The sequence below is a fragment of the Pantoea sp. Lu_F5_004 genome (genome assembly GCF_051136245.1).
GTDB classification, from domain to species: Bacteria; Pseudomonadota; Gammaproteobacteria; order Enterobacterales; family Enterobacteriaceae; genus Pantoea; species Pantoea agglomerans.
This window is the reverse complement of the sequence record NZ_CP194946.1, coordinates 933,026-954,939: the sequence shown is the minus strand read 5'-3', so window position 1 is coordinate 954,939 and position 21,914 is coordinate 933,026. Positions and strand designations below refer to the sequence as shown.

The 21,914-nt window shown below is 56.3% G+C and carries 18 protein-coding genes; 3 read left to right on the top strand and 15 right to left on the bottom strand.

What is annotated here, in order from left to right; all coding sequences use genetic code 11:
• Positions 1–67 precede the first annotated feature (67 nt).
• The 4 genes from ACR8BN_RS04525 to tam form a co-directional block, all read right to left on the bottom strand.
• Positions 68–586 (bottom strand): regulatory protein RecX, encoded by a 519-nt coding sequence (locus ACR8BN_RS04525; RefSeq protein WP_081325911.1) that lies wholly within the window; start codon positions 584–586, stop codon positions 68–70.
• A gap of 123 nt (positions 587–709) precedes the next feature.
• Positions 710–1,777: a recombinase RecA gene (gene recA, locus ACR8BN_RS04520; RefSeq protein WP_010248510.1), complete on the bottom strand. Its 1,068-nt coding sequence runs from the start codon at positions 1,775–1,777 to the stop codon at positions 710–712.
• A gap of 95 nt (positions 1,778–1,872) precedes the next feature.
• Positions 1,873–2,367, bottom strand: a complete 495-nt coding sequence (gene pncC, locus ACR8BN_RS04515; RefSeq protein ID WP_010672121.1) for a nicotinamide-nucleotide amidase — start codon at positions 2,365–2,367, stop codon at positions 1,873–1,875.
• Positions 2,368–2,472: 105 nt separating this feature from the next.
• A complete protein-coding gene (gene tam, locus ACR8BN_RS04510) occupies positions 2,473–3,249 on the bottom strand; it encodes a trans-aconitate 2-methyltransferase (RefSeq protein ID WP_434747571.1) in 777 nt (258 codons plus the stop codon).
• A gap of 167 nt (positions 3,250–3,416) precedes the next feature.
• Here tam and ACR8BN_RS04505 point away from each other — a divergent pair, with 167 nt between their 5' ends.
• Entirely contained in the window at positions 3,417–4,304 is an 888-nt protein-coding gene (locus tag ACR8BN_RS04505; protein WP_069025317.1) for a dihydrodipicolinate synthase family protein, read from the top strand.
• A 34-nt stretch (positions 4,305–4,338) separates the two neighbouring features.
• Here ACR8BN_RS04505 and ACR8BN_RS04500 read toward each other — a convergent pair whose 3' ends face one another.
• From ACR8BN_RS04500 to ACR8BN_RS04470, 7 genes are all read right to left on the bottom strand, one after another.
• Entirely contained in the window at positions 4,339–4,674 is a 336-nt protein-coding gene (locus ACR8BN_RS04500; RefSeq protein ID WP_010248517.1) for a zinc ribbon domain-containing protein YjdM, read from the bottom strand.
• Positions 4,675–4,754: 80 nt separating this feature from the next.
• Complete coding sequence (gene mltB, locus ACR8BN_RS04495; protein ID WP_434747365.1) at positions 4,755–5,837, bottom strand: lytic murein transglycosylase B; 1,083 nt, start codon at positions 5,835–5,837, stop codon at positions 4,755–4,757.
• Between the two features lie 150 nt (positions 5,838–5,987).
• Positions 5,988–6,665, bottom strand: a complete 678-nt coding sequence (gene narI / locus ACR8BN_RS04490) for a respiratory nitrate reductase subunit gamma (RefSeq protein ID WP_010248521.1) — start codon at positions 6,663–6,665, stop codon at positions 5,988–5,990.
• A complete protein-coding gene (narJ, locus tag ACR8BN_RS04485) occupies positions 6,662–7,390 on the bottom strand; it encodes a nitrate reductase molybdenum cofactor assembly chaperone (RefSeq protein WP_010672124.1) in 729 nt (242 codons plus the stop codon). The genes narI and narJ overlap by 4 nt, the downstream gene beginning before the upstream one ends.
• Positions 7,387–8,931: a nitrate reductase subunit beta gene (gene narH, locus ACR8BN_RS04480; protein WP_109652253.1), complete on the bottom strand. Its 1,545-nt coding sequence runs from the start codon at positions 8,929–8,931 to the stop codon at positions 7,387–7,389. Before narH ends, narJ begins: the two co-directional genes overlap by 4 nt.
• Positions 8,928–12,689 (bottom strand): nitrate reductase subunit alpha, encoded by a 3,762-nt coding sequence (locus tag ACR8BN_RS04475; RefSeq protein WP_434747364.1) that lies wholly within the window; start codon positions 12,687–12,689, stop codon positions 8,928–8,930. The genes narH and ACR8BN_RS04475 overlap by 4 nt, the downstream gene beginning before the upstream one ends.
• Positions 12,690–12,790: 101 nt before the next feature.
• Positions 12,791–14,182 carry a NarK family nitrate/nitrite MFS transporter gene (locus ACR8BN_RS04470; protein WP_434747363.1) on the bottom strand — a complete coding sequence of 464 codons (1,392 nt, stop codon included), beginning with the start codon at positions 14,180–14,182 and terminating at the stop codon, positions 12,791–12,793.
• 361 nt (positions 14,183–14,543) lie between these two features.
• Between ACR8BN_RS04470 and narL the strand changes: the two genes are divergently transcribed.
• Together narL and mutS are read left to right on the top strand one after the other, a co-directional pair.
• Complete coding sequence (gene narL / locus ACR8BN_RS04465; RefSeq protein WP_434747570.1) at positions 14,544–15,146, top strand: two-component system response regulator NarL; 603 nt, start codon at positions 14,544–14,546, stop codon at positions 15,144–15,146.
• A 307-nt stretch (positions 15,147–15,453) separates the two neighbouring features.
• A complete protein-coding gene (gene mutS / locus ACR8BN_RS04460; RefSeq protein ID WP_064703507.1) occupies positions 15,454–18,015 on the top strand; it encodes a DNA mismatch repair protein MutS in 2,562 nt (853 codons plus the stop codon).
• 130 nt (positions 18,016–18,145) lie between these two features.
• On the opposite strand, the gene rpoS is transcribed toward mutS, so the two are convergent.
• The 4 genes from rpoS to surE all read right to left on the bottom strand — a co-directional run bounded on the left by rpoS (position 18,146) and on the right by surE (position 21,840).
• A complete protein-coding gene (gene rpoS, locus ACR8BN_RS04455) occupies positions 18,146–19,138 on the bottom strand; it encodes an RNA polymerase sigma factor RpoS (RefSeq protein ID WP_003849090.1) in 993 nt (330 codons plus the stop codon).
• A 57-nt stretch (positions 19,139–19,195) separates the two neighbouring features.
• Positions 19,196–20,296: a murein hydrolase activator NlpD gene (gene nlpD, locus ACR8BN_RS04450; protein WP_031593985.1), complete on the bottom strand. Its 1,101-nt coding sequence runs from the start codon at positions 20,294–20,296 to the stop codon at positions 19,196–19,198.
• Between the two features lie 162 nt (positions 20,297–20,458).
• Positions 20,459–21,085 carry a protein-L-isoaspartate(D-aspartate) O-methyltransferase gene (locus tag ACR8BN_RS04445; RefSeq protein WP_010248537.1) on the bottom strand — a complete coding sequence of 209 codons (627 nt, stop codon included), beginning with the start codon at positions 21,083–21,085 and terminating at the stop codon, positions 20,459–20,461.
• Positions 21,079–21,840, bottom strand: coding sequence for a 5'/3'-nucleotidase SurE (gene surE / locus ACR8BN_RS04440; protein ID WP_003849099.1), 762 nt, complete (start codon positions 21,838–21,840; stop codon positions 21,079–21,081). The genes ACR8BN_RS04445 and surE overlap by 7 nt, the downstream gene beginning before the upstream one ends.
• Between the last annotated feature and the right edge of the window lie 74 nt (positions 21,841–21,914).

The window sequence follows — 21,914 nt, the reverse complement described above, 5'->3', positions numbered from 1 at the left end:
GATTAGCGGAACAAAAAGTGGGAATAAGATAAATTTTCTTCAGTGGGAAGTAAAATTACATCGGCTTTTAGTCATCAAAATTTCTGAAAATGGACTGGATATCTTCGCTCATAAAACCCTTTGACTGCAGATAGCGTAGTACTTTCGCTTTCTCTTTCCACTCTGTGGGCAGCGGGTGTCCGAATTTCCGTTCAGCCAGCTGAGCCGCACACGCCGCCCAGTCTACCTCTGTCTCTTCCATTGCAAGATCAATGGCTTCACGGTTGATGCCTTTCTGGGCCAGTTCAAGGCGCACGCGCTGCGATCCAAAGCCCTTACGGCTCCGGCTCTGAATAAATCGTTCTGTGAAACGCTCGTCGTTTAACCAGCCGCTTTCCTGACACCAGTTAAGAACCTGTTCCAGCAACGCTTCAGTAACAATTTCGGGCTCTTTTTTCTGCGCCCACGCAGCACGCTGCGCTGATTGTTGCAGTTTACGCGCTAACTCTGCACGGCTGTGATCGCGCTGACCCAGAATACGCATCGCACGGTCAAGCAGACGGGAGTAAGAGACGACATTAGGTTGGGGCTGAGAGGGTTCAGTCATACTGCGCACCTTGTACAAACAGAGGGAGATTATGGCGACAGAACAGGACAGAGGGAAGGCAAGAAAGGCAATAGAGGGGGATAAAAACTACGGGAGAGGCTTTCGCCCCTCCCGCATCAGAGATTAGAAGTCTTCGTTCGCTTCGGCCGCGTCTTCTTTCTCAGCAGCCTTGTCGGCTGCTGCGAGTTTTTCATCCGCGCCGTTGAGCAACATCTCACGTAACTTCAGATCAATCTCGTTTGCCACAGCAGCATTCTCTTTCAGGAAGTTGCCGGCATTCGATTTACCCTGACCAATCTTGTCGCCATTGTAGCTGTACCATGCACCCGCTTTTTCAATCAGCTTGTGCTTCACGCCCAGGTCGACCAGCTCACCAAAGGTATTAATACCTTCGCCGTACATGATCTGGAACTCAGCCTGTTTGAATGGCGCGGCGATTTTGTTTTTCACCACTTTAACGCGGGTCTCACTGCCGACCACGTTATCGCCCTCTTTGATTGCACCGATACGGCGGATATCAAGACGGACAGAGGCGTAGAACTTCAGCGCGTTACCACCAGTGGTGGTTTCCGGGTTACCAAACATCACACCAATTTTCATTCGAATCTGGTTGATGAAAATCAGCAGGGTATTGGACTGCTTCAGGTTACCGGCCAGTTTACGCATCGCCTGGCTCATCATACGTGCCGCGAGGCCCATGTGTGAGTCACCGATTTCACCTTCGATTTCCGCTTTAGGCGTCAGCGCCGCGACGGAGTCGACGATGATCACGTCAACGGCACCAGAGCGCGCCAGCGCATCACAGATTTCCAGCGCCTGCTCACCAGTGTCTGGCTGAGAGCAGAGCAGGTTATCAATGTCTACGCCCAGTTTCTTGGCGTAAACCGGATCAAGCGCATGCTCGGCATCGATAAAGGCACAGGTTTTACCTTTACGCTGTGCAGATGCGATAACCTGCAGAGTCAGCGTGGTTTTACCTGAAGACTCAGGTCCGTAGATCTCAACGATGCGGCCCATTGGCAGACCGCCTGCGCCTAATGCGATATCCAGCGACAGCGAGCCGGTAGAGATAGTTTCCACATCCATTGAGCGGTCTTCACCCAAGCGCATGATGGAGCCTTTACCAAATTGCTTCTCAATCTGGCCAAGCGCGGCAGCTAAAGCCTTCTGTTTGTTTTCATCAATCGCCATTTCAACTCCTAATCAAGCCGGGTAAACACGCACTCAGGGTGCCTGTACTCTTTCTGTTGCCGACAATTATACTGTATAGTCATACAGTATCAAGTTTAATTTGTCAGAAATTCGCCATACAGTTTCTGCAGGGCCCATGCCACCGACTGGCGGCGTACGGCATCACGATCGCCGCTAAAATGCTGCTGAAAAGTCAATACGTTATCCTGCGGCCCGGCAAAGCCAAACCACACCGTGCCCACCGGTTTTTCTTCACTGCCGCCATCCGGACCGGCAATACCGCTGACGGAGATCGCGTAGTCAGCATGGGCCGCCCTGCGGGCACCCAGCGCCATCTCCCGCACCACCACATCACTTACCGCACCATACTGCAACAGCGAAGCAGCCTGAACACTGACCATCTGCTGTTTGGCCTGATTACTGTAGGTCACAAAACCCCGCTCGAACCAGGCGGAGCTGCCGCTGATATCGGTAAAGACTTTGGCAATCCATCCCCCCGTGCAGGATTCCGCACAGGTTACGGTGGCATTGCGCTGCTTCAGCTTCTCACCTATCTGCGCACTAAGCGCCTGCAATTGCTGATCATCCATTGCGATTCTCCCTTTGGCTGTGGGTTGAAGGTGGTGCAGAAAAACCGCTTTTTCAAGGTCACTCACCATTATTACGCTGTTTTTGCGGCCAGCATTCCACTGCGCTTACCGATTTTTCACCGCAACCATAAAAAGACGCGGGAAGGCGAGCAACACCTGACCATCGGCCTGAGCCGGATAAGCCGCGAGCAGACGCTTGTGATAATCGGTCAGAAACGCCGTCTGTTCGGTCTCATCCAGCGTTGCCAGGAAAGGCCGTAAACCGGTCGCCTGCAGCCAGCTGATAATCGCCTGCGCATCGGCCATCACGTGATAATAGGTGGTACGCCAGATATCCACCTCACAGCCTGCCTGCGTCAGCAAATCGTAATACTCGCCCGTGGAAAGCAGCTGTGTACGTTCAGCGGCACCGACATTGATGCGTGAACGCCAGCGATCCGTTGCCGCCACCTCGCGCATCAACCGGTGCGACGGCTCATTGAGGTTATCAGGCATCTGGATCGCCAGCACGCCACCGGGCGCCAGCTGGCTGACCAGATGGGGAAACAGCGTTGCGTGATTAGCCAGCCATTGCAGAGAGGCGTTGGCGTAGACCACCTGCTGCGGCACATCCGCCTGCCAGTTGCGGATGTCCGCCTGGATAAAACGACAGTGCGGCAGGCGTTCAGCGGCCTGAGTTAACATCGTGGCGGAACTGTCCAGCCCGGTAATCTGCGCCAGTGGCCAGGCATCGGCGAGCAGCTCGGTGCTGTTACCGGGCCCGCATCCCAGATCGGTCACCTGCTCAACCTGTTCCAGGCTGAGGCGCGCCAGAAGTTCGCGGGCTGGACGGGTTCTTTCCGCTTCAAACTTACGGTACAGCACAGGATCCCACTCTTTCATCATGACCTCTCGCTCAGTTATCAGATGCATCCGCTTACTGAGACGGATGAAAGAGGAAAAAGTGCGACCCGTTGCTCATTTTTGAATCATGCGCTGGCAGAGACCGGCCGGAGTCATTAAGTTAAAACACTGTTTCATTTTTTTAACATCCGTTTCAGGAGTCATCTATGAGTGAAGAATCGCCCTTTGCCGGTGTCTGGTGCCCTTCAGTCACCCCGTTCAATGCGCAGGGTGCGGTCGATATTGATGCGCTCGGGCGACATTTCTCCCGCCTCAATGACTCCGGTATCGATACCATACTGGTGATGGGCAGCATTGGCGAGTTCGCCTCACTGACGCAGCAGGAACGCTTACAACTGATTCAGGAAGCCAGACCCTTGTCATCGCTGAAGATGGTGGCGAACGTCTCGGCAACCTGCATTCCTGACATGCTGGAGCTGGCTGAAGCCGCCTGGAAAAATGACTTTGACGCGGTGATGGTGCTGCCGCCCTACTATTACGGCCAGACGCAAAACCAGCTGATGCACTACTTCGAAGCACTGGACGCGCAACTGGGTGGTAAATGGTTTGCCTACAACTTTCCGGCACGCACCGGCTGCGATCTGACGCCCGCGCTGATTGCCGCCCTGGCTGCAAAGCTGCCCAACTTCGCCGGCATTAAAGATACGGTGGATTGCCTGTCGCATAACCGGATGATGATTGAAGAGACCCGCAAGGTGCGTAGCGATTTTGCCGTACTGTCGGGGTATGACGAGTACCTGCTCCCGAACCTGCTGGCGGGCGGAGCCGGCGTAATTTCAGGACTGAATAATATTGTGCCGGAGTACTTTGCGCAGATGATGAAGGCGTGGCGAAGTGGCAATCTGCCGGAGCTGACGCGCCTGCAGCAACAGATCGGCCGTTTGATGGCGATTTACAGTATCGGAGATGATTTCGTGACGACGATTAAAACGGCCGTGGCACGGCGCTATGACTCGATGAGCAGCGGCTCACGAAACTACGGTGGCACGCTGAATGCGGAACAGTGTGCCGCAATTGATAAGCTGTTCAGCTAAGCAGGAAAGCGGGCGCATCTCTGCGCCCCCGATCTCAGTTCTTTTTCACAAACTCAGATTTTAATTTCATCGGGCCAAAACCGTCGATTTTACAATCGATGTTGTGGTCCCCTTCAACCAGACGAATGCTTTTCACTTTAGTGCCGATCTTCAGCGATGAAGAACTGCCCTTCACTTTGAGATCTTTGATCACCGTGACGCTGTCGCCATCTGCCAGCAGATTGCCGTTGGCATCACGCACTTCCAGTGTTGCGTTGCTGCTGTCACCTTCTCCCTCGGTCCAGATGTGACCGCAGGAGGGGCAGTTAAGGTTATCGCCATCTTGCCAGGTGTAATCGGCATGACAAGCCGGGCAGGCAGGTAAAGACATAATGACTCCAGAAATATCAGTGGCTGTGTGGCCTGAAAAAGGGCGCCATCATATAACCTTACAGTTAACAAGGACAGCCTTTATAACAGGCCGCCCTGACGTGCCTTGCTCACCGCCTCACCCAACTGCCACACCGCCATCGCATAATGGGTACTGTGGTTGTAGCGGGTAATAACATAGAAATTGGGTAAGCCGTACCAGTACTGGTAGCTGGTGCCCAAATCCAGGCGTAGCAGGCTGACCTGATCGTTACCGTCCAGCGAGCCCTGTGGTGACAATCCTGACGCCGCCAGCATGCTCACGCTGTAACGGGTTTTGAAGCCATCTTCCAGCATCGGTGCCTGACCGCTGGCCGGTACCGCCACGTTTTCGCCGCTGCGCCAGCCATGCTTCTGAAAATAGTGCGCCACGCTGCCGATAGCATCCTCCGGATCCCACAGGTTTGCATGACCGTCGCCGTTGAAATCAACCGCATAATCATTGTAAGAGGAGGGCATAAACTGACCATAGCCCATCGCCCCGGCAAAGGAGCCTTTCAGCGCCAGCGGGTCATCCTGCTCTTTGCGCGACATCAACAGAAAGGTTTCCAGCTCGCTGCTGAAGTACTCTGCGCGGCGCGGATAATTAAAGGATAAGGTCGCAAGCGCATCCAGAATCCGCGTTTTCCCCATCACGCGACCCCAGCGGGTTTCCACGCCAATGATGCCCACAATAATTTCTGGCGGCACGCCATAAACCTGCTGTGCGCGTTGCAGGACATCCTGATACTGATTCCAGAACGCCACCCCATTTTGCACGTTATCGGGCGTAATGAACTTATTGCGATAGCGGATCCAGGCGCCATTAGGGCCTGGCGCTGGCGTATAGCTTGGTGCCTGACGGTCCATCAGTCGCAGCACATAATCCAGTCGTTTGGCCTGACCGATGATGTTGTGCAGTTGCTGACGGTCAAAGTCATGCTTCTCCACCATCTTATCGATAAATTGCTCTGCTGCCGGGTTACCGGCAAAGTCGCCAAACATCGCCTGTCCGCTGTGCGACGGCTGCAGTAAAAAACCGCCCTGTGGCGCAGCCAGCATCTTCTGCTGGGACGGGACTTCAGGTTTGCTGCTGCAGGAGGCCAGAAGCGGGATGAACGCAAGGAAGGCTAGCTTGAGACGCATCGGTTATCCATAAACGAGGGGGTAATTTCAGATGCGGTAATAGTAGACGTTCAGCGCAATGACATACAGGGCAAAATCTTAAAAAAACGTCAAGGCAGCCGTGGGCTAAAATGGCTGCGGGGCTCTCTCTCTCCCGCAGCCATCATGCGCTTAGCGGCGATTTCTCACCAGCTGATAACGACGGGTCAGATACTCAACCGGCGCGCTCCAGATATGCACCAGGCGGCAGAACGGGAACAGCAGGAACAGCGTCATTCCCAGCACCATGTGCACGCGGTAGATAAACGCCACGCCGTCGAGATGCTGCGAAGCGCCACCGTGGAAGGTCACCACCGCCTGCGCCCAGCCCACCAGCTTCATCATTTCACTGCCGTCCATGTGCTGGGCGGAGAAGGGAATGGTCAGCAGGCCCAGCGTCGCCTGCGCCACCAGCAGGGTCATGATCAGAATATCACCGACGCTACTGGTCGCCCGCACCCGTGGATTGGTCAGACGGCGCTTCAGCAGCAGTCCACCGCCCAGCAGGGTCATCGCCCCGAACAGGCCACCAGCGATCATCGCCAGTTTCTGCTTCACGTCGATCGGCAGGAAGGATTCATACATCCAGTGTGGCGTCAGCATCCCGACGATGTGACCGAAGAAAATACCGATGATGCCGATGTGGAACAGGTTGGAAGCGAGACGCATCCCTTTTTTGTCCAGCATCTGACTGGAACCGGCACGCCAGCTGTACTGCCCGTAGTCATAACGCAGCCAGCTTCCCACCAGGAAGACCGTTCCGGCGAGATAGGGGTAAATATCGAAGAAGAAAGTGTTAATAAAATTCATGCTGATTCTCCTGTGGTACGCGCCGTCGCCGCGGCGATGTCCAGATACTGCGGCGCGACCGCATCGGCGAAGCGACGCTGATGCATCGCCTGCTGCGCCGAGGCGCAGCCCTGTTCGCCGAGAAATTTAATCTGCTCCTCCTCCCAGACAGCATCCAGTGCTGCCGGCGTATCGTCGCGCGCTTCCTGCGCCACCTGTGGCTTGAGGGCCGCAGGATCAACCGCGCTACCGGACAGCGTCAGTAACACTGTGAAGAGATCGGCGTAGGGGCTCTGACGCTCTTCAAGCCGCGCCGCCAGCAAGGCCAGGATAGGCACGATGTCGTCCAGTCCCTGACGCGCGGCCTCATCGCTTTTACAGGCGAGATACTCCAGGTAGAGCGGCAGGAAATCGGGCAGCTCTTTGCTGTCCAGCTCCAGACCATCGGCACGATACTGTTCCAGCAGATCAACCATCGCCTGACCGCGATCGCGTGACTCACCGTGCACGTGTTCAAACAGCAGCAGCGAGGTGGCGCGGCCACGATCAAACAGTTCGCAGTAGTCAGCCTGCACGTCGAGCAGTGGCCGGGCACAGAGCTGATTGATAAACCGCACCAGCCGTGCGCTCTGCTGCAGGTTGAGTTCACTGGCGTCATCCAGCGCCGCGATCAGGTCGGAAGAGTGGGTGAACAGCGCCTCGTCCGGGTAGTCCAGCAGCCGCGAAAGAATCCGTAACGTCATCATGAGGCATCCTCCGGACGAATGGTTTTCTTACTGACGTCGATGGCATCAATACGGCGGCTGTTGAACAGGTTGAATTTGCTGTCACTGCCGTGACAGCCATCGCCAAAGCTAAAACCGCAGCCTTTGCTTTCCGGGAAGGCTTCACGCGCCAGTTCGCGATGGCTGGATGGCACCACAAAGCGATCTTCATAGTTCGCGATCGCCAGATAGCGGTACATCTCCTGCGCCTGCGCTTCGGTCAGGCCGACCTGTTCCAGCGCCCGGATATCATGCTCACCGTCCACGCTTTCTGCGCGTTTGTAATGACGCATCGCCAGCATCCGCTTCAGTGCCAGCAGCACCGGTGCGGTGTCGCCTGCGGTCAGCAGGTTCGCCAGATACTCAACCGGAATGCGCAGGCTCTCCACATCCGGCAGCACGCCGGTGTGCGCCAGCGCCCCGCCATCCACCGCCGACTGAATCGGTGACAGTGGTGGCACATACCAGACCATCGGGAGCGTGCGATATTCAGGGTGAAGTGGCAGCGCCAGCTTCCACTCCATCGCCATTTTATAGACCGGTGAACGCTGTGCTGCGTCGATCACGCTCTGCGCAACGCCATCTTTCAGCGCCTGGGCAATCACCACCGGATCGTTGGGATCAAGGAAGATGTCCAGCTGGCTCTGATAGAGATCTTTCTCGTTTTCCGCTGCGGCCGCCTGTTCAATGCGGTCAGCGTCATAGAGCAACACGCCGAGATAGCGGATACGGCCGACACAGGTTTCTGAACAGACGGTGGGCTGACCCGCTTCAATGCGCGGATAACAGAAAATACATTTTTCTGATTTGCCGCTTTTCCAGTTGAAGTAGATCTTCTTGTACGGACAGCCGGTGAGGCACATCCGCCAGCCGCGACATTTATCCTGGTCGATCAGCACAATGCCATCTTCGCCGCGCTTGTAGATCGCGCCGCTTGGGCAGGTCGCCACACACGCCGGGTTGAGGCAGTGCTCACACAGGCGCGGCAGGTACATCATGAAGGTGTGCTCAAACTGACCGTAAATCTCCTTCTGGATGTTATCGAAGTTCTTATCCTGCGAACGTTTGGCAAACTCGCCGCCGAGAATCTCTTCCCAGTTCGGGCCGTTTTCGATCTTTTTCATCCGCTGACCGGTGATCAGCGAGCGCGGACGCGCAATCGGCTGATGCTTACCGGCGGGCGCATTGTGCAGATGCTGATAATCAAAATCGAACGGTTCATAGTAATCATCCAGCGCGGGCACATCCGGGTTGGCGAAGATCTTCGACAGCAGACCGATGCGACTGCCCATGCGCGGCTCCAGCTTACCGTTGATCTTACGGATCCAGCCGCCCTTCCACTTCTGCTGATCTTCCCAGGCGTGCGGATAGCCAACGCCCGGTTTACTTTCGACGTTGTTAAACCAGGCGTACTCCATGCCCTCGCGGCTGGTCCAGACGTTTTTACAGGTCACCGAGCAGGTGTGGCAGCCGATACATTTGTCGAGGTTCAGCACCATGCCGACCTGTGAACGAATTTTCATGGTTTTACCTCCTGCTGGCTGCCCTGGCAGGCATCGTTGCCTTCCCCATCTAACCAGTTAACGTTGTTCATTTTTCTCACTACCACGAACTCATCGCGGTTCGAGCCGACGGTGCCGTAGTAGTTAAAGCCCCAGGAGAGCTGCGCATAACCGCCGATCATATGGGTCGGTTTCGGGCAGGTACGCGTCACCGAGTTATGGATCCCGCCGCGCTGGCTGGTGATCTCCGAGCCAGGGATATTCACGATGCGTTCCTGCGCGTGGTACATCATGGTCATACCCGCCGGGATACGCTGGCTCACTACTGCACGTGCGGTCAGCGCACCGTTGGCGTTGAACGCCTCGATCCAGTCGTTATCCACAATACCTAGCTCACGGGCGTCATCTTCACTCATCCAGACAATCGGTCCGCCGCGCGACAGTGTCAGCATCAGCAGGTTGTCGCTGTAGGTGGAGTGAATGCCCCACTTCTGGTGTGGCGTCAGGAAGTTCAGCGCCTTCTCCGGGTTACCGTTGGGTTTGCTGTTCAGCAACGGTTTCGCCGCACGGGTATCGATTGGCGGACGATAGACCATCAGGCTCTCGCCAAAGGCGCGCATCCACTCATGATCCTGATAGAGCTGCTGACGGCCGCTCAGGGTTCGCCACGGGATCAGCTCATGAACGTTGGTGTAGCAGGCGTTGTAAGAGACATGTTCATCTTCCAGACCTGACCAGGTCGGGCTGGAGATAATTTTGCGCGGCTGCGCCTGGATATCGCGGAAGCGGATCTTCTCATCTTCTTTATTGAGCGCCAGGTGGGTGTGGTCACGCCCGGTAATTACGCCCAGCGCCTGCCAGGCTTTCACCGCCACCTGACCATTGGTCTCCGGTGCCAGCGCCAGGATCACTTCTGCCGCATCAATCGCCGTGTCGATATTCGGCCGTCCCGCTGCCGGGCCATCCGCTTTGACGTAGTTCAGCTGCTTGAGGAAATCGACCTCTTTGCTGGTGTTCCAGCTGATACCTTTGCCGCCGTTACCCAGAGTCTCCAGCAACGGTCCCAGCGAGGTAAAGCGCTCCCAGGTCGCCGGATAGTCACGCTCCACCACCACAATGTGTGGCGCGGTTTTACCCGGAATCAGGTCGCATTCGCCTTTTTTCCAGTCTTTCGCCTCAAAAGGCTGCGCCAGTTCCGCGGGCGAGTCATGCAACACCGGCAGAGTAACGACGTCCGTTTCAACGCCTAAATGACCCGGGCAGAGATCGGAGAAGGCTTTGGCGATGCCTTTGTAGATCTCCCAGTCACTTTTTGAGTCCCAGGCAGGATCGACGGCCGCCGAGAGCGGATGAATAAACGGATGCATATCCGAGGTATTCATATCGTCCTTTTCATACCAGGTCGCCGTTGGCAGCACGACATCGGAGTAGAGACAGGTGCTCGACATGCGGAAGTCGAGTGTGACCACCAGATCCAGTTTGCCTTCGGCGCCCTGATCCAGCCACTCCACCTCTTCCGGCTTCACGCGGCCCTGCTGGCCTAAATCTTTACCCTGAATGCCGTTTTCCGTGCCCAGCAGATACTTCAGCATGTACTCATGCCCTTTACCGGATGAGCCGAGCAGGTTGGAGCGCCAGACAAACAGGTTACGCGGGAAGTTCTGCGGATCGTCCGGCTGTTCAGCGGCAAACCGCATGGTGCCCTGCTTCAGGCTTTCCACGGTGTAATCCAGCGGCGACTGACCGGCGGCTTTCGCCTGCGCCGCGATGTGCAGTGGGTTGACGTTAAGCTGCGGCGCTGAAGGCAGCCAGCCCATACGTTCGGAACGGACGTTAAGGTCGATCAGGCTGCCGCTGTAGCGACTTTTATCCGCCAGCGGGGAGAGCAATTCGCTGGTGGCCAGGGTTTCATAGCGCCACTGACTGGAGTGGTTGTAGAAGAAGGAGGTGCTGTTCATCTGACGTGGCGGACGCTGCCAGTCCAGGCCGAAGGCCAGCGGGGTCCAGCCGGTCTGCGGACGGAGTTTCTCCTGGCCGACATAGTGCGCCCAGCCACCGCCGCTCTGACCGACGCAGCCGCAGAAAATCAGCATGTTCATCAGGCCACGATAGTTCATGTCCATGTGATACCAGTGGTTCATACCGGCACCGACGATGATCATCGAACGACCGCGGGTTTTCTCGGCGTTTTCGGCAAATTCACGGGCAATGCGAATGATGTTCTGACGGGAGACACCCGTAATCTGCTCCGCCCAGGCCGGGCTGTACGCTTTGATGTCGTCGTAGGTTTGCGCGCAGTTGGCATCATCCAGACCGCGATCCAGACCATAATTCGCCAGCGTCAGATCGTAGACGCTGGTAACCAGCGCTTCACTGCCATCCGCCAGTTGCAGGCGTTTCACCGGCAGCTTGTGCAGCAGGATTTCGTCCAGCGCAACGCTGTTGAAATGCTCGCTGGTAATACCACCGAAGTAAGGGAAACCGACCTCGACCACCTCATCGTGGCTGCCGAGCAGGCTGAGCTGCAGTTCAACTTCCTGATGTGATGCCCCATCACGCTGCTCGAGGTTCCATTTGCCTTTTTCGCCCCAGCGGAAGCCGATAGATCCCTGCGGCGCGGTCAGCTCCCCGGTCGCCTCGTTGATCGCGACGGTTTTCCACTCAGGGTTATTCTCCTGACCCAGCCCATCCACCAGATCGCTGGCACGCAGCTGACGGCCGGCTGCGTAAAAACCGCCCTCACGGGGTTCCAGCAGCACCAGCATCGGCATATCGGTGTAACGGCGCACGTAGTCGCGGAAATAGCCAACTTCGCGATCAAGATGAAACTCTTTCAGCATCACGTGGCCCATCGCCAGCGCCATCGCGCTGTCGGTGCCCTGCTTCGGACTCAGCCACTGGTCACACAGCTTCGCGACTTCAGCATAGTCCGGCGTGATCGCCACGGTTTTCGTCCCTTTATAGCGGACTTCCGTAAAGAAGTGCGCATCCGGGGTACGGGTCTGCGGCACGTTAGAGCCCCAGGCAATAATGTAGGAGGAGTTGTACCAGTCAGCCGATTCCGGCACGTCGGTCTGCTCGCCCCAGGTCATCGGTGAGGCCGGCGGCAGATCGCAGTACCAGTCGTAGAAGCTCAGACAGGTGCCGCCAATCAGTGACAGGTAACGTGCGCCCGCAGCGTAAGAGACCATCGACATTGCCGGAATCGGTGAGAATCCCATAATGCGGTCAGGGCCGTAGGTCTTCGCGGTGCAGATGTTCGCGGCGGCGATCATCTCGTTGACTTCCTGCCAGCTGGAGCGGACAAAGCCGCCGCGTCCACGCGCCTGTTTGTAGCTTCTGGCCTTTTCAGGATTACTGATGATGGATGCCCAGGCGTCCACCGGATCGCTGTGCTGCGCTTTCGCGTCGCGCCAGAGCTGAATCAGCTTCTTGCGCATTAACGGATATTTCAGGCGGTTAGCGCTGTAGAGATACCACGAGTAGCTGGCACCGCGTGGGCAGCCACGCGGCTCATGGTTTGGCAGATCGGGACGGGTACGCGGATAGTCGGTCTGCTGGGTCTCCCAGGTGACCAGTCCATTTTTGACGTAGATTTTCCAGCTGCATGAGCCGGTACAGTTAACACCGTGCGTGGAGCGCACGATTTTATCGTGCTGCCAGCGACTGCGATAGCCATCTTCCCAGTCGCGGTTGCTGTTTAACGTCTGGCCATGCTGGCCGGAAAAGGGCTCGGCCAGCTGTTTGAAATAGCGAAACCGATCAAGAAACTTGCTCATCCGGAATACTCCTGAAGGCTTAATGTGACATTGCTGACTCTGCATCTGTCCCGACACAGAAAGTGAAATTGTGCCGGTGCGCCACACCGGCTTTGTCGTTATCAGGCGCGTGCTTTTCGGCCGTAAACCAGCCAGGTCACCGCGATGCAGCAGAGATAAAAGACCAGGAAGATTTTCATCGCGCCGGCGGGTGAACCGGTCATGGCGAGCGACAGGCCAAAAGTCTGCGGAATAAAGAAACCGCCCAGCGCGCCAATGGCGGAGATAAAGCCGAGCGCAGCAGAGGTTTCTGTTGCCGCTTCGCGCTGTGCCAGCGCATCGTCGCCGCCCTCAGCTTTGATACGTTCCAGCGTCAGCTTACGGAAGATCACCGCAATCATCTGGTAGGTGGAGCCGCTGCCCAGACCGGACGTCAGGAACAGGCCCATAAACACGGCGAAGAAGGCAACGAACGAGCCATCATGTCCGGCACCCGGCAGGGTGAGGAACAGCAGCGCAGCAAACAGCGCCATCAGCACGTAGTTGACAAGCGTGACGCGGGTACCGCCGAAGCGGTCAGAAATGATGCCGCCTGCTGAACGGGCCAGCGCGCCAATAAAGGGGCCGAAAAAGGCGTAATGCATGATCACGACATCAGGAAATTGCGTCTTCGTCAGCATGGCAAAACCGGCAGAGAAACCGATAAATGAGCCAAAGGTGGCCAGATAGAGCAGCGCCATAACCCACAGGTGTGGACGTTTCAGCACCGGCAACTGCTCACGCAGCGAGGATTTCGCCGCCGCCAGGTCGTTCATGCCGAACCAGGCCGCCAGTGTGCCGATCGCCAGGAACGGCACCCAGATCCAGGCGGCATTTTCCAGCCAGATGCTGTCGCCGGTAACGGTGGTCTGACCCACATCGGCAAAACCAAAAAGGGCACAGGAGATCGCCAGCGGGGCGACAAACTGCATCACGCTGACGCCAAGGTTACCGAGGCCGCCGTTGATGCCCAGCGCACCGCCCTGACGGGCTTTGGGAAAGAAGAAGCTGATATTGCCCATGCTCGACGCGAAGTTAGCGCCACCAAAACCGCACAGCAGGGAAATCACCATAAAAGTGGTGAATGAGGTCTGGCTGTCCTGTACGGCAAAGCCGAGCCACAGGCAGGGGATAATCAGGATGCCGGTGCTGAAGGCGGTCCAGCGGCGTCCCCCAAAGATGGGAATAACAAAAGAGTAAGGCACACGCAGCAACGCGCCAGAAACCGACGGCAGCGCGGTCAGTAAAAAGAGCTGCTCAGTGCTGAAGGTAAAGCCAACTTTATTCAGGTTAACCGCAACGGTGCTGAACAGCATCCAGACGCAGAAGCCCAGCAGCAGGCAGAAGACAGAAATCCACAGGTTACGGCTGGCGATACGTTTACCACGCGCCTGCCAGAACGCGTCGTTTTCCGGTTGCCAGTCCTGAATTAACGCGCCGCGCGTCGGGGTTTGCAAAGAGGTGGATTGGGTCATAAATCTCTCATCAGCAGAATAATAATTGTGCGTATCCTGCGCATCCGGCGTGGTGTCGGGCTTGATACAAATCAACGGCAATGCAGGTTACAGAGGCACGCCGCCCTCTCTTCACCCCGGTTAAGTAGTTGACTGAATTGAGATAATCCTTATAAATCATAAGGTTTAAACACGGCCGCCCATGCCTTCTGTAAAAGGGTGTCCGACTGGAAATAAAGGAGTAGTCCATTGGGGGTATATAGCGACCCCGCTTCACCGGTAAGATAGGCTCTTCGCCCGCTCAGGGCTGGCGTATGTAACAGGAACAGGAGCCATTGTGACGGCAGAGAAATTTACGCTTTTATTGATCGACGACCATCCCATGCTGCGCAACGGCCTGAAGCAGCTGATTGCGCTGGATGAAAGGCTACAGGTGGTTGCCGAAGCGGGTAATGGTATTGATGGCCTGGCGCTGGCGCAGCAGCATGATCCCGACCTGATCCTGCTTGATCTTAATATGCCAGGTCTGAACGGACTGGATACCCTGACCCAGCTGCGTGAGATAGCTCTTTCTGGCCGGGTGGTGGTGTTCAGCGTTTCAGATAATGAAGAGGATGTGGTCAGCGCGCTGAAGCGCGGCGCTGATGGTTATCTGCTGAAAGATATGGAACCGGAAGCCTTACTGAAAGCGCTGCATCAGGCTGCTGCCGGCCAGATCGTGCTGAGCGAGGCGTTAACCCCGATTCTGGTCGCCCGGTTGCGTGAAGCGCAGCCTGCTCAGACGCGCGACATCAATCAGCTGACCCGGCGCGAACGCGATATTCTGCAACTGATCAGCGATGGGATGACCAATAAAGCGATTGCCCGCAAACTGGACATCAGTGAAAGCACGGTCAAGGTCCACGTTAAATATCTGCTGAAGAAGATGAACCTTAAATCCCGGCTTGAAGCCGCCGTCTGGGCGCTGCAGAACGGGCTGCACTGACCCTTCTCCCTTCCCAGATGTGGCGCAGTACCCTCCTGCCGGCCGTAAACTGCCGCAAAAATCGCGTGCCGCCTCGCAGCCCCGCATCAGCGTCATGAGAACAGGCACTTTTTTGTCGCCAGCCGCCGCCACATTTGACAGGATGCCTGTCAGGTTACACCCGGTCAGGATCGCGGCTGTGCATCACGCTGGCATATGCCCTGCCCTATTCGTTATCATCTGATTATCCTGCGCGCCTGGAATCCCTTTCGGTTTCATGGGCGTTGACCGCCAGAAATTCACCGCATTAAAGATGAGCTAAAACCTTATGCAAGAGCCAACCGAAAAGGACTTTCCTTCCCATACGCCGATGATGCAGCAGTACCTGCGCCTCAAGGCGGAGCATCCTGACATTCTGCTGTTTTACCGTATGGGTGACTTCTACGAGCTGTTTTATGACGATGCAAAACGTGCCTCGCAGCTGCTGGAGATTTCACTCACCAAGCGCGGTGCGTCAGCGGGCGAGCCGATTCCGATGGCGGGTGTGCCCTATCATGCGGTTGAAGGTTACCTGGCTAAACTGGTGCAGCTGGGCGAATCCGTTGCCATCTGCGAGCAGATAGGCGATCCGGCGCTGAGCAAAGGCCCGGTCGAACGCAAAGTAGTGCGCATCGTCACGCCGGGTACCATCAGTGATGAGGCGCTGTTGCAGGAGCGGCACGACAATCTGCTGGCGGCGATTGTGCAAAGCCCGCGCGGTTTTGGCTACGCCACGCTGGATATCAGCTCAGGCCGTTTTCGCCTCAGCGAACCTGCCGATGCTGAAACCATGGCGGCAGAGCTGCAGCGCACCAATCCGGCGGAGCTGCTCTACCCCGAAGATTTTCAGGCGATGTCGCTGATCGATCAGCGACGCGGCCTGCGACGCCGTCCGCTGTGGGAGTTTGAGATCGACACCGCACGCCAGCAGCTGAACCTGCAGTTCGGCACCCGCGATCTTAATGGCTTCGGCGTGGAGAATGCGCACCTCGGACTGAGCGCGGCGGGCTGCCTGCTGCAGTATGCCAAAGATACCCAGCGTACGACGCTGCCTCACATCCGCTCGCTGAGCATGGAGCGGCAGCAGGACAGTATCATCATGGATGCGGCCACCCGCCGTAATCTGGAAATCACCCAGAACCTGGCAGGCGGCACCGACAACACCTTAGCGGCGGTGCTGGATAAAACGGTCACCCCGATGGGTAGCCGGATGCTGAAACGCTGGCTGCATATGCCGCTGCGCGATGCGCGCATCATTAACCAGCGTCAGGAGTCGATTGCTGAGCTGCAAAATCTCAGCGACGTGCTGCAACCGGTGCTGCGTCAGGTCGGCGATCTGGAGCGAATCCTGGCTCGCCTGGCCCTGCGCACCGCACGTCCGCGCGATCTGGCTCGCATGCGTCATGCGTTTCAGCAACTGCCGGAACTTAACCAGCTGCTGGCCGATGTTGAGGCACCGCAGTTGCAGAAGCTGCGCACGCAGATGGGCGAGTTCACCGCGTTGCGTGAGCTGCTGGAGCAGGCGGTGATTGAGTCACCGCCGGTGCTGATCCGTGACGGCGGAGTGATTGCGCCCGGCTACAACGCGGAACTGGATGAGTGGCGCGCACTGGCAGATGGCGCAACCGACTATCTTGACCGGCTGGAGATCCGCGAACGCGAGAAGCTGGGACTGGATACCCTGAAGGTCGGCTTTAACGGCGTGCATGGTTATTACATTCAGGTGAGCCGCGGACAGAGCCATCAGGTACCGATGCACTATGTCCGTCGTCAGACCCTGAAAAATGCTGAACGCTATATCATTCCGGAGCTGAAAGAGTACGAAGACAAAGTACTCACCTCCAAAGGTAAAGCGCTGTCGCTGGAAAAAAGCCTGTATGAGGCGCTGTTCGATCAGTTGCTGCCGCATCTTGAAGCGCTGCAGCTGAGTGCCGCCGCGCTGGCAGAGCTGGATGTGTTAAGCAACCTGGCAGAACGTGCCTGGTCCCTGAACTATTGCCGCCCGGTATTGCAGGATAAAGCCGGGATTAAAATCAGCGGCGGACGTCATCCGGTGGTGGAACAGGTTCTGAAAGAGCCGTTTATTGCCAACCCACTGTCACTGGCACCCCAGCGCAGAATGCTGATTATTACCGGCCCCAACATGGGCGGTAAAAGTACCTATATGCGCCAGGCGGCACTGATTGCGCTGATGGCATGGATTGGCAGTTTTGTTCCTGCCGATGAGACGCTGATTGGCCCGCTGGATCGCATCTTTACCCGTGTCGGTGCCGCTGACGATCTCGCCTCCGGGCGCTCGACCTTTATGGTTGAGATGACCGAAACCGCTAACATCCTGCACAACGCCACCGAAAACAGCCTGGTGCTGATGGATGAGATTGGCCGTGGAACATCCACCTACGACGGTTTATCGCTGGCCTGGGCCTGCGCCGAAAACCTGGCGAACCGCATCAAGGCGATGACGCTGTTTGCCACCCATTACTTCGAGCTGACAACACTGCCGGAAAAAATGGAAGGCGTGGTCAACGTCCATCTGGATGCCGTTGAGCATGGCGACACGATCGCCTTTATGCACAGCGTCCAGGAGGGTGCGGCAAGTAAGAGCTATGGTCTGGCGGTGGCGGCGCTGGCCGGGGTGCCCAAAGAGGTAATTAAGCGGGCACGCAATAAGCTGAAGGAACTTGAGACCGTTTCAAACCACTCCGCGTCATCGACGGTCGATGGCTCTCAGCTGCCGCTGCTGGTTGAAGAGACCTCGCCTGCGGTGGAGGCGCTTGAGGCGCTGGATCCCGATACGCTGACACCGCGTCAGGCGCTCGACTGGATTTATCGTCTTAAATCGCTCCTCTGATAGTCAACCGCACCGCGTTAATGCGCGGTGCGATGCTTACTCGCCCGCAAATCACTTTTCTGCAGACATAAAAAAAGCGATGGTTTTCACCATCGCTTTTCGCATTCAAACTCAGATTTACTGTTAACGATTATTCACGAAACAGTGCTTCAATGCTGAGGCCCTGCGCCTGCAGGATTTCACGCAGACGGCGTAAACCTTCAACCTGAATCTGGCGTACACGCTCGCGGGTTAAGCCGATTTCACGACCCACATCCTCAAGTGTTGCCGCTTCATAGCCCAACAGGCCGAAACGACGTGCCAGCACTTCACGCTGCTTGGCGTTCAGTTCGAACAGCCATTTAACGATGCTTTGTTTCATATCATCGTCCTGCGTGGTGTCTTCCGGGCCGTTGTCTTTCTCATCGGCCAGAATATCCAGCAGCGCTTTTTCAGAATCACCGCCTAATGGCGTATCAACCGAGGTAATGCGTTCGTTGAGACGTAACATGCGGCTTACGTCATCAACTGGTTTATCAAGCTGCTCTGCGATCTCTTCCGCACTCGGCTCATGGTCGAGCTTGTGGGAAAGTTCACGCGCAGTACGCAGATAAACATTCAGTTCTTTCACAATGTGAATCGGCAGACGGATGGTACGGGTTTGATTCATGATCGCCCGTTCAATAGTCTGACGAATCCACCAGGTGGCGTACGTTGAGAAACGGAACCCGCGCTCCGGGTCAAATTTCTCTACGGCGCGAATCAGGCCGAGGTTACCTTCTTCAATCAGGTCCAGCAGAGCTAAACCACGATTGCTGTAACGACGAGCGATTTTCACCACCAGGCGTAAGTTACTTTCGATCATACGGCGACGGGAAGGGATATCACCCCGCAATGCACGGCGAGCGAAGAAGACTTCTTCCTCTGCCGTTAACAACGGAGAATAGCCAATCTCCCCGAGATAGAGCTGCGTCGCATCTAACACACGTTGCGTCGCACCCTGTGATAGCAACTCTTCTTCCGCTACGTCGCTATCACTGGCTTCATTTTCAACGAGTGCCTTCTCGTCAAAAATTTCAGCTCCGTTCTCATCGAATTCCGCGTTCTCATGTAACTCGTTTACTTTCAGCGTATTCTGGCTCATAAGCGGCTCCTACCCGTGATTCCAGGGCAGAACATAAACCTGTTTTGTTCTGCCGGATTATCGCTGCGGTAAATAACGCAACGGGTTTACGGATTTCCCCTTGTAACGAATTTCAAAGTGTAATCTGACTGAACTGGTTCCGGTGCTACCCATGGTAGCGATCTTTTGCCCCGCCTTAACTTCCTGTTGTTCCCGGACCAGCATTGTATCGTTGTGGGCGTAGGCACTCAGGTAATCATCGTTGTGTTTAATGATGATTAAATTACCGTAACCCCGGAGTGCGTTACCTGCGTAAACCACTCGTCCTGAAGCAGTGGCGACCACAGATTGTCCGCGCGTCCCGGCGATATCGATACCTTTATTGCCACCTTCGGCGGCAGAGAAGTTATCGATGATCTTCCCGTCAGTCGGCCAGCGCCAGCTTCCGACCGGCGTTGAACTGTTGGTTGTACTGCTAACCGTTGGGGGTGCGGTAACGACTGGAGCTGTTGTCGTTGCAACATTTGCTCCATTCGAAGGCAACATTTTGCTGCCACCCGAATTACCTGAATCATCAGAATACGTAATAACAGGTTGCTGTGCAACAGCAGGCGATTTAATTTGTGGCGCCGCCGGAACGCCGCCCTGCGTTGCATCAGCAACGGTAATGGGATTGCCGCCGGTAATCGGCTGACCCGACCCATTGCCAATCTGCAGAGTCTGGCCGACATTCAGGCCATATGGCGCAGGAACATTGTTGCGCTGGGCTAAATCACGGAAATCGTTGCCGGTAATCCAGGCAATGTAAAACAATGTGTCGCCACGCTTAACGGTATAAGTTTCGCCGGAGTAGCTACCTTTAGGAATGTTCTGATAACTGCGATTGTAAACAATCCGGCCATTTTGTGTCTCAACATTGCTGTTGGTACTAATCATTCCACCATTAGCGGGGGCAGATGCTGAATTTTTGCTTAACATTTGTCCCTGGGCTGGCGTGGCAGGAACGCCGCCTGAACTCGTGTCTGCTCCAGACTGGTTAGCGTTCATGCCACCATTATCGCCAACGCGACTGATGGGTGCCTGTGAGTTGTCGCTGGAGCTACAGCCTGCCAGCCAAAAACCTACCAGTGAAAGCGCCGCCAGACGGCGTAACTGAAAAAGTGTGCTTCCCGTGCTCATTAATCCCCCGTGATGGCAACTCTGATCTATCTGTTTCACTGTATCTGCCAGCAGGATACTCTGCGCGGCGCGATAAAATCTGCGTTTTCGATGAATAAACTGGATAGTAACAACATCAGGTACGTGGTGCTATGAAACAGTTGTGAAGAAATACGAAGAGGGTCAGGCCAGATCGCCCTGCACCAGCGGGACAAAACGCACTGGTTCGATGGTCTCTTCCATCACCTCTTCGCCCTGACGACGCAGGCGCTTCAGTACCTGCTGATCTTCACCAACCGGCAGCACCATGATGCCGCCTTCTGCCAGTTGTGCTATCAGCGCAATCGGAATTTCAGGCGGTGCTGCCGTGACGATGATGGCATCGAAGGGGCCACGTGAAGGCCAGCCCTGCCAGCCATCACCATGACGGGTTGAGACATTATGCAGATCCAGCTGTTTCAGGCGGCGCTTGGCCTGCCACTGCAGCCCTTTGATGCGTTCCACTGAATAAACATGGTCCACCAGATGGGCAAGAATCGCCGTCTGATAACCTGAACCCGTACCAATCTCCAGCACACGCGAATGCGGATTAAGCCCGAGCAGCGCGGTCATCCGCGCGACCATGTAGGGCTGTGATATCGTCTGACCGGAGCCGATGGGCAAGGCAACATTGTCCCAGGCTTTATGCTCGAACGCTTCGTCGATAAAACGTTCGCGCGGCACCTCACTGATGGCTTTCAGCAGGTTTTCATCATCGATGCCCTGCTGACGCAGTTGTGACAGCAACGTCTCAATACGCCGATTCACCATGCCAGGTTCACCTCAGCTTTAGCCAGCCAGTCACTGAGCACGTTCTGCGCGCTGTGCGCCGTTAAATCGACATGCAGTGCCGTGACAGAGACGTAGCCCTGATCCACGGCGGCGAAGTCTGTATCCGGGCCCGCATCCAGTTTTTCGCCTGGCGGACCAATCCAGTAGAGTGTATTGCCACGCGGATCCTGCTGCGCAATCACCTGATCCGCCGGATGGCGGCTGCCACAGCGCGTCACGCGGATGCCTTTGAGTTCAGACAGCGGCAGATCGGGAACGTTAATATTGAGAATGCGGCCAGTGCGCAGCGGTTCATGCGTCAGCGCCCTGAGGAGCGCGCAGGTCACGGCCGCCGCGGTGGCGTAGTGCTGATGGCCATTGAGCGAAACCGCGATAGCCGGTAAGCCAAGATGTCGCCCTTCCATCGCCGCCGCCACCGTACCGGAGTAGATCACGTCATCGCCCAGATTAGGGCCGGCATTGATGCCCGACACCACGATGTCGGGACGCGGCTGCATCAGCGCATTCACCCCCAGATAGACGCAGTCGGTCGGCGTCCCCATCTGGACGGCGATATCGCCGTTTTCATGGGTGAAGGTGCGCAGAGGCGTTTCCAGCGTTAATGAGTTCGAGGCACCGCTTCGGTTACGATCGGGGGCAACAACCTGCACGTCAGCAATCTGCCGCAGGGCTTTCGCCAGAGTCTGAATGCCTGGCGCATGAATGCCGTCATCGTTACTGAGCAATATCCGCATTTCGTTCTGACCTTTTTTTATTCGACTGGTCGCCGTGACGGAACCTGTTTTAACGGCATGGCAACAGGTGAGGA

Coding starts and splice junctions, on each gene's coding strand:
- ACR8BN_RS04525 (WP_081325911.1), bottom strand. CDS start 586: ATGACTGAACCCTCTCAGCCCCAACCTAATGTCGTCTCTTACTCCCGT.
- recA (WP_010248510.1), bottom strand. CDS start 1,777: ATGGCGATTGATGAAAACAAACAGAAGGCTTTAGCTGCCGCGCTTGGC.
- pncC (WP_010672121.1), bottom strand. CDS start 2,367: ATGGATGATCAGCAATTGCAGGCGCTTAGTGCGCAGATAGGTGAGAAG.
- tam (WP_434747571.1), bottom strand. CDS start 3,249: ATGAAAGAGTGGGATCCTGTGCTGTACCGTAAGTTTGAAGCGGAAAGA.
- ACR8BN_RS04505 (WP_069025317.1), top strand. CDS start 3,417: ATGAGTGAAGAATCGCCCTTTGCCGGTGTCTGGTGCCCTTCAGTCACC.
- ACR8BN_RS04500 (WP_010248517.1), bottom strand. CDS start 4,674: ATGTCTTTACCTGCCTGCCCGGCTTGTCATGCCGATTACACCTGGCAA.
- mltB (WP_434747365.1), bottom strand. CDS start 5,837: ATGCGTCTCAAGCTAGCCTTCCTTGCGTTCATCCCGCTTCTGGCCTCC.
- narI (WP_010248521.1), bottom strand. CDS start 6,665: ATGAATTTTATTAACACTTTCTTCTTCGATATTTACCCCTATCTCGCC.
- narJ (WP_010672124.1), bottom strand. CDS start 7,390: ATGATGACGTTACGGATTCTTTCGCGGCTGCTGGACTACCCGGACGAG.
- narH (WP_109652253.1), bottom strand. CDS start 8,931: ATGAAAATTCGTTCACAGGTCGGCATGGTGCTGAACCTCGACAAATGT.
- ACR8BN_RS04475 (WP_434747364.1), bottom strand. CDS start 12,689: ATGAGCAAGTTTCTTGATCGGTTTCGCTATTTCAAACAGCTGGCCGAG.
- ACR8BN_RS04470 (WP_434747363.1), bottom strand. CDS start 14,182: ATGACCCAATCCACCTCTTTGCAAACCCCGACGCGCGGCGCGTTAATT.
- narL (WP_434747570.1), top strand. CDS start 14,544: ATGCTGCGCAACGGCCTGAAGCAGCTGATTGCGCTGGATGAAAGGCTA.
- mutS (WP_064703507.1), top strand. CDS start 15,454: ATGCAAGAGCCAACCGAAAAGGACTTTCCTTCCCATACGCCGATGATG.
- rpoS (WP_003849090.1), bottom strand. CDS start 19,138: ATGAGCCAGAATACGCTGAAAGTAAACGAGTTACATGAGAACGCGGAA.
- nlpD (WP_031593985.1), bottom strand. CDS start 20,296: ATGAGCACGGGAAGCACACTTTTTCAGTTACGCCGTCTGGCGGCGCTT.
- ACR8BN_RS04445 (WP_010248537.1), bottom strand. CDS start 21,085: ATGGTGAATCGGCGTATTGAGACGTTGCTGTCACAACTGCGTCAGCAG.
- surE (WP_003849099.1), bottom strand. CDS start 21,840: ATGCGGATATTGCTCAGTAACGATGACGGCATTCATGCGCCAGGCATT.